This window comes from Streptomyces sp. NPDC006923, from assembly GCF_040635655.1.
GTDB lineage: Bacteria > Actinomycetota > Actinomycetes > Streptomycetales > Streptomycetaceae > Streptomyces.
This window is the reverse complement of sequence record NZ_JBEYIF010000047.1, coordinates 1-7,801: the sequence shown is the minus strand read 5'-3', so window position 1 is coordinate 7,801 and position 7,801 is coordinate 1. Positions and strand designations below refer to the sequence as shown.

At 63.5% G+C, this 7,801-nt stretch carries 10 protein-coding genes and 3 pseudogenes; 3 read left to right on the top strand and 10 right to left on the bottom strand.

What is annotated here, in order from left to right; translation table 11 throughout:
• Positions 1-226: 226 nt before the first annotated feature.
• The 4 genes from ABZ707_RS33100 to ABZ707_RS33085 form a co-directional block, all read right to left on the bottom strand.
• Positions 227-931, bottom strand: a complete 705-nt coding sequence (locus ABZ707_RS33100) for a hypothetical protein (protein ID WP_360182554.1) — start codon at positions 929-931, stop codon at positions 227-229.
• Positions 932-1,059: 128 nt separating this feature from the next.
• Complete coding sequence (locus ABZ707_RS33095) at positions 1,060-1,497, bottom strand: DddA-like double-stranded DNA deaminase toxin (RefSeq protein WP_360182551.1); 438 nt, start codon at positions 1,495-1,497, stop codon at positions 1,060-1,062.
• A 12-nt stretch (positions 1,498-1,509) separates the two neighbouring features.
• Complete coding sequence (locus ABZ707_RS33090) at positions 1,510-2,604, bottom strand: IS630 family transposase (RefSeq protein ID WP_360182548.1); 1,095 nt, start codon at positions 2,602-2,604, stop codon at positions 1,510-1,512.
• 219 nt (positions 2,605-2,823) lie between these two features.
• Entirely contained in the window at positions 2,824-3,036 is a 213-nt protein-coding gene (locus tag ABZ707_RS33085; RefSeq protein WP_360182557.1) for a transposase, read from the bottom strand.
• Between the two features lie 90 nt (positions 3,037-3,126).
• On the opposite strand from ABZ707_RS33085, the pseudogene ABZ707_RS33080 reads away from it, so the two are divergent.
• A pseudogene (locus ABZ707_RS33080) lies at positions 3,127-3,471 on the top strand (IS30 family transposase); the annotation flags it as partial.
• Positions 3,472-3,578: 107 nt separating this feature from the next.
• Here ABZ707_RS33080 and ABZ707_RS33075 read toward each other — a convergent pair.
• The 6 genes and pseudogenes from ABZ707_RS33075 to ABZ707_RS33050 form a co-directional block, all read right to left on the bottom strand.
• The gene (locus tag ABZ707_RS33075) at positions 3,579-3,737 is read right to left on the bottom strand and encodes a hypothetical protein (protein WP_360182545.1); all 159 of its coding nucleotides are present in this window, start codon (positions 3,735-3,737) and stop codon (positions 3,579-3,581) included.
• A gap of 680 nt (positions 3,738-4,417) precedes the next feature.
• Positions 4,418-4,636, bottom strand: a pseudogene (locus ABZ707_RS33070) (helix-turn-helix transcriptional regulator); the annotation flags it as partial.
• A gap of 32 nt (positions 4,637-4,668) precedes the next feature.
• Positions 4,669-5,007: a helix-turn-helix transcriptional regulator gene (locus ABZ707_RS33065; RefSeq protein ID WP_360182542.1), complete on the bottom strand. Its 339-nt coding sequence runs from the start codon at positions 5,005-5,007 to the stop codon at positions 4,669-4,671.
• Complete coding sequence (locus ABZ707_RS33060; protein ID WP_360182539.1) at positions 5,004-5,387, bottom strand: type II toxin-antitoxin system RelE/ParE family toxin; 384 nt, start codon at positions 5,385-5,387, stop codon at positions 5,004-5,006. The genes ABZ707_RS33065 and ABZ707_RS33060 overlap by 4 nt, the downstream gene beginning before the upstream one ends.
• A 633-nt stretch (positions 5,388-6,020) precedes the next feature.
• Positions 6,021-6,311 (bottom strand): GntR family transcriptional regulator, encoded by a 291-nt coding sequence (locus ABZ707_RS33055; RefSeq protein ID WP_360182536.1) that lies wholly within the window; start codon positions 6,309-6,311, stop codon positions 6,021-6,023.
• 31 nt (positions 6,312-6,342) lie between these two features.
• Positions 6,343-6,489 (bottom strand): annotated as a pseudogene (locus ABZ707_RS33050) (transposase); the annotation flags it as partial.
• Between the two features lie 159 nt (positions 6,490-6,648).
• Between ABZ707_RS33050 and ABZ707_RS33045 the strand changes: the two are divergent.
• Entirely contained in the window at positions 6,649-7,071 is a 423-nt protein-coding gene (locus ABZ707_RS33045) for a hypothetical protein (protein ID WP_360182533.1), read from the top strand.
• A gap of 255 nt (positions 7,072-7,326) precedes the next feature.
• Complete coding sequence (locus ABZ707_RS33040) at positions 7,327-7,689, top strand: hypothetical protein (protein ID WP_360182530.1); 363 nt, start codon at positions 7,327-7,329, stop codon at positions 7,687-7,689.
• Positions 7,690-7,801: the final 112 nt, after the last annotated feature.

The window sequence follows — 7,801 nt, the reverse complement described above, 5'->3', positions numbered from 1 at the left end:
CATAGTTCGTCCGGCACGAGCCGACGCGACAGATCAACCCTCACGGTGCAACATCATGCCGCACCAGCACACGACCACGTGAGACATCCTCTTAGGAGCATTTCCAAGAACACAACAACTTCCGGTTCCTCGGCAAACTGGACGAGCCCCCAGGCCACGCACGCTCATACGGTCGACGGTCATTCTCGTACGCCGCCAACTGCGGTCCAGAATTATTCCGATGCATCTAGAACGGCGGCGGCTCGTACGGAAGCTCCACACGAGCAGGTTTGGCCTCGGTCAAGTCCTCAAGGCCGAACCGAGACGTGTACCGCTCGATACGTGAATCAGACGGAGCCGCAAAGGTCAGCATCCACAGCTGCTCACCGGGGCCCGCATATCCCGTTGGCGGAGGCGCCATACGGACAAGCGCATCCTCGCTACACCACAGCTTGACCTGAGGCTCTTCACTGCTAAGCGCTGCGAACTTCAGCGGCTCAAACGACTCCAGAGTCTCGTTGATTTCTGAAGCATCAACAAAGATGGTGAACTTGGACGCGCCTCCGAGGACAGCTTCCCGCACGGTGCAATGCAGAAGAAAATCACGGAGGACCTCGCTCGTTCCCGTCCAGCCGCCTTCTCCTGCCTCCCTGGAGAAGACCTGAAGCCTGCCATCATTTAGGTCAACCGCCCAGAAATAGCCGTTCTGATTTTCAACCCAGAATTCGAGCATGCCGGAAGAGTCCGGCACAAGGTCCCGAGGCGTAACGGGCCGGTCCTGGAACGTCACAGGGCCAGCAGCAAGCGCTGCCGCCATATGCCACTCAACCAGTTCGGCAGGCACGTAGGGTCTGGCGTCAAGGTGAACGCGGCTCACGCTCTCCACGGTGCCGTACCAGCGACGGAGGAAGCGTTCGACGCTATTCGAATTAATTGACAGGAGTTCATCCACGGCACCCAAGTATACGCCATGGACCCAGCTCGGTCGATATGTTCACAATCGCCATATCGGCGCACATTCCACGGGAAATCGTTTCGGCAGGGCGCCTGCCACACCCTGCCGAAACGCTCCAGTCGCGACTAGCGGGAATTACCCGTGAATTTACCGAGGAATTTTCCACCCTGATCGTAGACCCACATTTGCGCACCTCTGGGAAGCGCATCCTCGATGGGGTTTACCGGAGTGCCGCCAGGGCGCGTATACGCCGATCCGTTGCAGAATTGACAGATGCCATCGGGGTGATTTATGTAAAGCACTCCGCGTCCAATCTTATTGCGGCGCATATAGGCGGCGGCCTGCATCTCGACGTGATGATAATTGGACGACGTCATGCCGGGCACCCGATCGCCCATATCGTCAACGAATCCGCCCGAACCGCGACCACCACTCGCGAACGGGACGACATCCACCTGGATGTCAAGAACTCCCGACGTCACGTGGTCCATTTCCTGCACGCCGAGCTGACACTGTTCCGGACTGGCGTTGTGAACGAGGACCGGCGTGGCGCCTGCCAGCACATAGTACGTGTGCTAGTGTCCTGAGTCGCTAATTCGTGTGCAGTACGCAGCAAGGGTGTCGAGGATGTCGTCGGCGGCCTTCGTCCAGACGAACGGCTTGGGGTTCTTGTTCCACTCGTTGATCCAGCCGCGGATGTCCCGTTCCAGTTCGACGACGCTGCGGTGGGCAGAGCGTCGGAGCTTGCGGCAGGTCAGCTCGGCGAACCAGCGCTCGACGAGGTTGAGCCAGGACGCCGAGGTGGGAGTGAAGTGCAGGTGGAAGCGGGGGTGTCGCAGCAGCCATTTCTTGACCGGCTCGGTCTTGTGGGTGGCGTAGTTGTCCAGGACCAGGTGGAGGTCGAGGTGTTGGGGGACGGCGGCGTCGATGACCTTCAGGAAGCGGAGGAATTCCTGGTGGCGGTGGCGGCGGTAGTGCTGGGCGATGACCGAGCCTGAGGCGATGTCCAGGGCGGCGAACAGGCTGGTCGTGCCGTGCCGGACGTAGTCGTGGGTCATCTTCGCCGGCACGGTGGGGGACATCGGCAGCACGGGCTGGGTCCGGTCCAAGGCCTGTATCTGCGACTTCTCGTCCACTGCCAGGACCAGGGCGTTCTCCGGCGGGGACAGGTAAATACCCACCATGTCGCGGACCTTGGTCACGAACTGCGGGTCGGTCGACAGCTTCCAGGTCTCGACGATGTGCGGCTTGAGGCCGAATGCCCGCCAGATCCGCGAGACGGCCGACTGCGACATGCCTGCCGCCTGGGCCATCGAACGCGTCGACCAGTGCGAATCACCTGTCGCCGGCGACTGGCCGAGCGTTCTGGCGACCAGGGCTTCGACCTGCTCATCCGTGATCTTCCGCGGCGCCCCCGAACGCGGCCGGTCCACCAGGCCCTCCAGTCGGTCCGCGGCGAACCGGGACCGCCACTTGCGCACCGTCTCCCGTGAGACACCCAGGTCGTCCGCGACCCGCGCGTTCGACAGGCCCTCCGCGCACGCCAGTACGATCCTCGACCGCAACACCAGCGCCTGAGAAGTGGTCTGCTTGCGCAACCAGCCCCGCAAAACCCGGCGTTCGTGATCGGACAGCTCCAGTGGCAACGGCTTCGGACCAGGCACCGGCAAAGTCTACAACCGCAAGCAAACTAACGACTCAGGACACTAGTCCGCTGCGAGAGCGTCCGAGCCCGTGGTCGTCGGGCTCGGCGAAGACGCCGCCGGGCGGCTCGACCTGCAGATCTCCCCCTTTTTTTCGCGGACCCCGGCCGCGTGCTGGTGAGCACGTGCGATCGTTGAGTCCACCGAGATGTCCCAGGTGATCAGCCCCTTCGCATCGGCCCGGGCCTAGGGCTGCTCGAAGATCCGGCGCCACGTACCGTTGCGCTGCCAGCGACGGAATAGCCCATACACCGTCTCCCACGGGCCATACCGTTTAGGCACGTCGCGCCACGGTATGCCAGTACGAGTCCGGAACCGTATGCCGTTGATCAGCTGGCGTTTGGCGCGGACCGGCGGCCGACCGGGCTTGATTCCGGTCGGCAGCAACGGCTCCAGCACCGCCCATTGAGCGTCTGTCAGGTCTCCCCGAGCCACGAGAGATGATCATCCCATGGCCTTGATCCACTTTTGAAACACGCCCTAGAGGCCGTCAGGGTCCTGCCGGCCACCTTGAAGCGGTCGCTGACCTGGGACCAAGGCACAGAGATGGCGCACCACTATGCCTTCTCGCATGCCTCCGGGGTGCCGGTGTACTTCTGCGATCCCCACAGCCCCTGGCAACGAGGATCGACCGAGAACGCCAACGGGCTGCTTCGCCAGTACTTCCCGAAGGGCTCGAACCTGTCGAAGTACTCCAGGGAGGACCTGGACGCCGTAGCGGCCGAACTGAACCCCAGGCCGCGAAAGACGCTCGGCTGGGACAGCCCAGCCGAGCGCTTCTCCGAGTTGCTGAAGGGCGACCCCAACACTCCCCGTGTTGCGACGATTTTTTGAATCCGCCTCACTCTCGGTGGGGCTTCTGATATATCCAAGGACATTCCGCCTTGCTGTTGCGGAAACAGACGGATCAGAGCAGAGCTCTATCCATCAGTCCAGTTGATTCAGTTCAGCGCGGATTCTTTCTGCTTCGGCGCGGGCAGCGGCCGCTTCGGCGGCAGCTCTCTGGCGATCTTCCTGGTAGATGAGAACGCCAGCCAGTGAATCCAAAGCGTCTGCAATCCCTTCCCGCCATGCGGCAAAAGATTCAGTTTCACGCTCACCCAGAGGCCTTTCGGACCGCACATCTCTCAATCTTTGAAGTGCGGCGCGCAACTCTGAAGAGACAGGCAAGAGACTCACCCACGTCCACCGATTTGAGGCAAGAATCGCTGGCAGGCAGGGCACGGTGCGATCAGCTCGCCATGATCCTCAATTGGGAACGAATTCCCTCTACCGCCACCACCGATCTTGACGGACTGGAACGTTGCCCCCTCTAGCGGGATGCCAGCGCCCTCGAACTGAATGGCACACCCGACTTCCCCGCATCCGCCATGGTGTCCGGAGTTAGCTACTGCCCTCGCTGTCTGCGGAGGCATTGCACCACTGCGCGTATCCGTTGCATAGGCGAAACGGGTATGCTCTCCATCCGCAGACGTAATCTTCGTGGCAACATTGGGACGCGATTCCGGACTCACATTCAGCGCCTTGTCTGCGAAGTCGAGCAAGTCATCATCGGCCTCGCCACAGTTGTGGACGAGTACCGGCGTAGCCCCCGCCAGCACATAGTACGTGTGCAGGCCAGGCCGCTCCTACCTGCAAGTTTGCTGGTCGGCGGGCGATTTGCCAGTCGCCGGATGTTCGTGCTCGTGCGCTGGAGTCTGCTGGTGTTGCCGTCACTACTGCCGTCAGTGGTCTACACCGCCTGGAGAATTCCAGGAATTCCAGGAATTCCGAATGCGCGTCAAGCGGCTTCGTCGTGCGGGGTGAGGCTGATGGTCAGGTCTGCACCGAGAGACTGAGCCAGGCGGCGCAGGAGGGGAAGCGTGGGCACGGTCCCACCGCCTTCGAAGCGGGAGATCTGCGGCTGCTTCATCCCGCACCGCTCGGCCAGCTCGGCCTGAGACAGCCCGAGCTCGATGCGCCGGTCGTGGACAAGTTGCCCGAGCTCACGGGCGAGCGCGGAAGGCGGCTCCTGCATGGTTCCTCCCCGCCTCAGGCCGCTGGGGCGACGATGGAGACGGTGGGCTCGTCTCCGCCGGCGAGGTGTACGTCCACCGTGAGGTCCAATGCGCGGGCCAGGCGCATGATGACTGCGATGGGCGGCAGCTCGGTGGCCGTCTCGATGCCTTCGATGTCATCGACGCCGACGTGCATGCGATCGGCGAGGTCGGCCTCGCTCAGGCCCAGCTGCTTACGCCGGTCGTAGACGGCCTTGCCCAACGTCATGGCGAGGCCGGCCTCTTCGTAGACCCGGTCGTACTCGGGGGCAGCGTCCAGGTGTTCGCCCAGCAGCTGGCGGTGGCGCCGGGTCCTCCATTCGCTGTGGTTCATCGGTTCTCCTTGAGGTTGCGGCTGTAGAGGTCGTGCTCGGCGGCGGCTTCATGCTCTGCCTCGCACAATCGCTGTGCGGCGTGAGCGCGGTCTACTTCGGCCTGCTCGCGCATCTTGGTCTTGCGGAACACGGTGAGCAGCACGACACGTCGGCCGGGCGCCAGCCAGTAGGTGATCCGCTGATGGGCATCGCCCAGGCGGAAGCGCAGCTCGCGGAGCTTGCCGCCCAGGTGGCGAGAGTGCGGTTCGTCGAGCGTGGTGGGCTGCTCGGCGAGCAGGTCAGCGACGCGTTCGGCCTGCTTGTAGTGATGGGCGGGAATGTTCTCCAGCCGCAGCCGCACCTCCGGCTCGATCTCGATCGAGTACCGCCCGCTGTCCATAGCACCGATGATATATGGCACGGGGTGCGAGAGCGCGACTTCGCAGTTCAGGTCGTGTGCCGTCGCCACGACCGCAGCCGATCCAGCGTCGCACACCCCCGGTACGCCCCCTTTGTCCTGCTGCCACGGCGCCGCCCGCAAACCAGCGGCAACCTGCCGAGGCGGCGCAGGGTCGGCTTCTTTCGGCAGGATCGTGCCCGAGCGGGAGAGGCAGCGCACGGCCGGGCTGGTGAGTCGCCCAGTCTGGCGGCGCGGGGCCAGGGCGGGAGGAGTCGGCCCCCGGCGGGCGGCCGGGAGCTCGCCCCCGCCTGAGGCAACGCCGACCACCGTCCTCGGCGAGTCCGGCGGCGGGCGTGAGGGTCGGCCCCCTGGTCGGCCATGTGCCTGCGATCCGGCCGTAGGACGGTCGTGGGCGACAACTTGCCCCGCCAGGAGCCCCGTTCCGGTCATCCCGGCAATCTGGCCGGTTGCCGCTCTCGCAGTCCTGGACCGTTCCCTTGCCGGGGCGGCTGGCCTCCCGAGCGAACGGCGGGCTTGTCGGCGACGACGGTCAGCCAATGCGGGTGGGGCCCGCCTTGAACCTCGAGAGAAGATCTGAACGCACCGCCCTGACCAGTGTCCCGGCACGGCGGGTCAGTGGCCCCACCCGCCGCCGCCTGACTCCAGGGCCTCGACACGGCCACGAAGGTCGGCAATCTGCTGAACAGCTTCGGCCAGCGCCAGCTCCAACGCTTCGACGCGGGCCGCCGTCCCGCTGGCGGGCGCGGTCGCCTCCCGGCCGTAGAGGGCATCAGCGTCGTCGGCGAAGCAGGACGGGTGGGCGACGAAGGCGCCCTTGCCGGGGCGGGAGACCGCCCACCCGTCCTGCTTCAGCAGGGTCATGGCCTTCTGCACGGTCAGGCTCGACGCCCCGAACTCACGCATCAACACGGCCTGCGTCGACCAGCATGAGGACGTCGCTGACGCCGCGGTTCTTGATCTCGGTGAGGATGTGCGTCCAGTGCTTGGCGCCCTCGCCGCCGTCGCCGGCCCACAGCCCCAGGATCTCCCGCCGGCCCTCGGTGGTGACTGCCAGGGCGACGTAGATGGGCCGGTTGGCCACCGCAGCGAGGGATAAGGCCACGATGGGCGCAGATCGAATGCGTGTGCTAACTAGCGGCTCGCGGTCGGATATGCTCGATCTGGAGAAATGGAGCGTGCAGCGTTGGCCTGGCCCGTTCAATAACGAATCACATGCAGGGAAAATGGATCTGGGGTTGTGATGTCGGAAACTGATGGAGGCGCGAACACGCCTCTCAGCCCCCTGTCCCTGAAGTCAATCATCGGTGGCGGGCTTGAGGACAAGCGGTGGACTGCTGCGCTTGACTCCTTGAGGGAGGCAGCACAGAAAATCGGTACGCCGTCTGATGTTCCGTTCAATCTAACGGTTACGTACTTCGTCCCAGGGGAAATCTACGGTCCGAAGTTCTCCGGCATCAGAATCGGATCATTCCTGGAGGATTTTCGATCGCTGGTTGTTCAGGTGGCACTCCCAAGGCATCCCGAGGCGGACGCGCGAGCAGAGTTGCTCGACCTTCTTGACGAGGCCATCCCCAGGGCAGAGGGATGGGGAAAGTGGAAGAAGTTGCTCTCTGGACCGCTAGAGGCGGCCAGGAGGGCGGCGTCTGACCTGCGGGGACATTAGGCCTAATTAAGCGGGTGAACAGTAGTCTTTCTACCCAAGGGCAGCGCTGCCCGGTGGGGTGCAGTCCTAGGAGGTTGGTACTGGTGGATAACAGGGGTGGCGGTGTCTGATTGGTCGGCGCTTTTTGCGGAAATGGAAACGGCTAAGCGTAGGCTGGCGGTCAGTGACCGAGATGGGCTCTGGCGTCATGAGTCACGTCAGCCTTCGGCCGCGTCGGAGTGGATCGCAGAGATCGCTACAGTGACGCACTGTCCTGTGGACCCTGAGTATGCCGATTTCCTGCAGCATGCGGACGGTTGGCCGGCCATCTTGCAGGACATCGACCTGTTTGGGACGGCGGACTTCGGTAGTGTCGCTTACGCCGAGGCCGAGGAACTCGTGCGTGTGATCGAGGATGAGGTGCAGATTGAGCGAGGAGAGGATTTCTCCCGCTTGATTCCCATCGGTGCGTCACGAACGGACATCGACATTTTCGCCATGCCGTCTGCGAGAAAGCCGAGTCGACCGGCACCGGTTATCTGGCTTGCAGGCGGGGAAATCGAAAGATATCAAACCTTCTCGGATTTCTTCCGAGGGATGATCGCCGAGAATCTTGCTGAGGCCGACTCTTTGGCGTGAGCCCTCAGGGGTTCATCCCTTAGAGGATGTCTCACGTGGCGAGCTTCGCGAGTCTTTTGTAGCAGGTGAGGGCTGCGGCGAGGCCGAGGAAGGCAAGGAAGTGGCTGCCCTT

Excerpts from the sequence above, each read along its gene's own strand:
- ABZ707_RS33045 (WP_360182533.1), top strand. The coding sequence starts at position 6,649 with ATGTCGGAAACTGATGGAGGCGCGAACACGCCTCTCAGCCCCCTGTCC.
- ABZ707_RS33065 (WP_360182542.1), bottom strand. The coding sequence starts at position 5,007 with ATGAACCACAGCGAATGGAGGACCCGGCGCCACCGCCAGCTGCTGGGC.
- ABZ707_RS33060 (WP_360182539.1), bottom strand. The coding sequence starts at position 5,387 with ATGGACAGCGGGCGGTACTCGATCGAGATCGAGCCGGAGGTGCGGCTG.
- ABZ707_RS33055 (WP_360182536.1), bottom strand. The coding sequence starts at position 6,311 with ATGCGTGAGTTCGGGGCGTCGAGCCTGACCGTGCAGAAGGCCATGACC.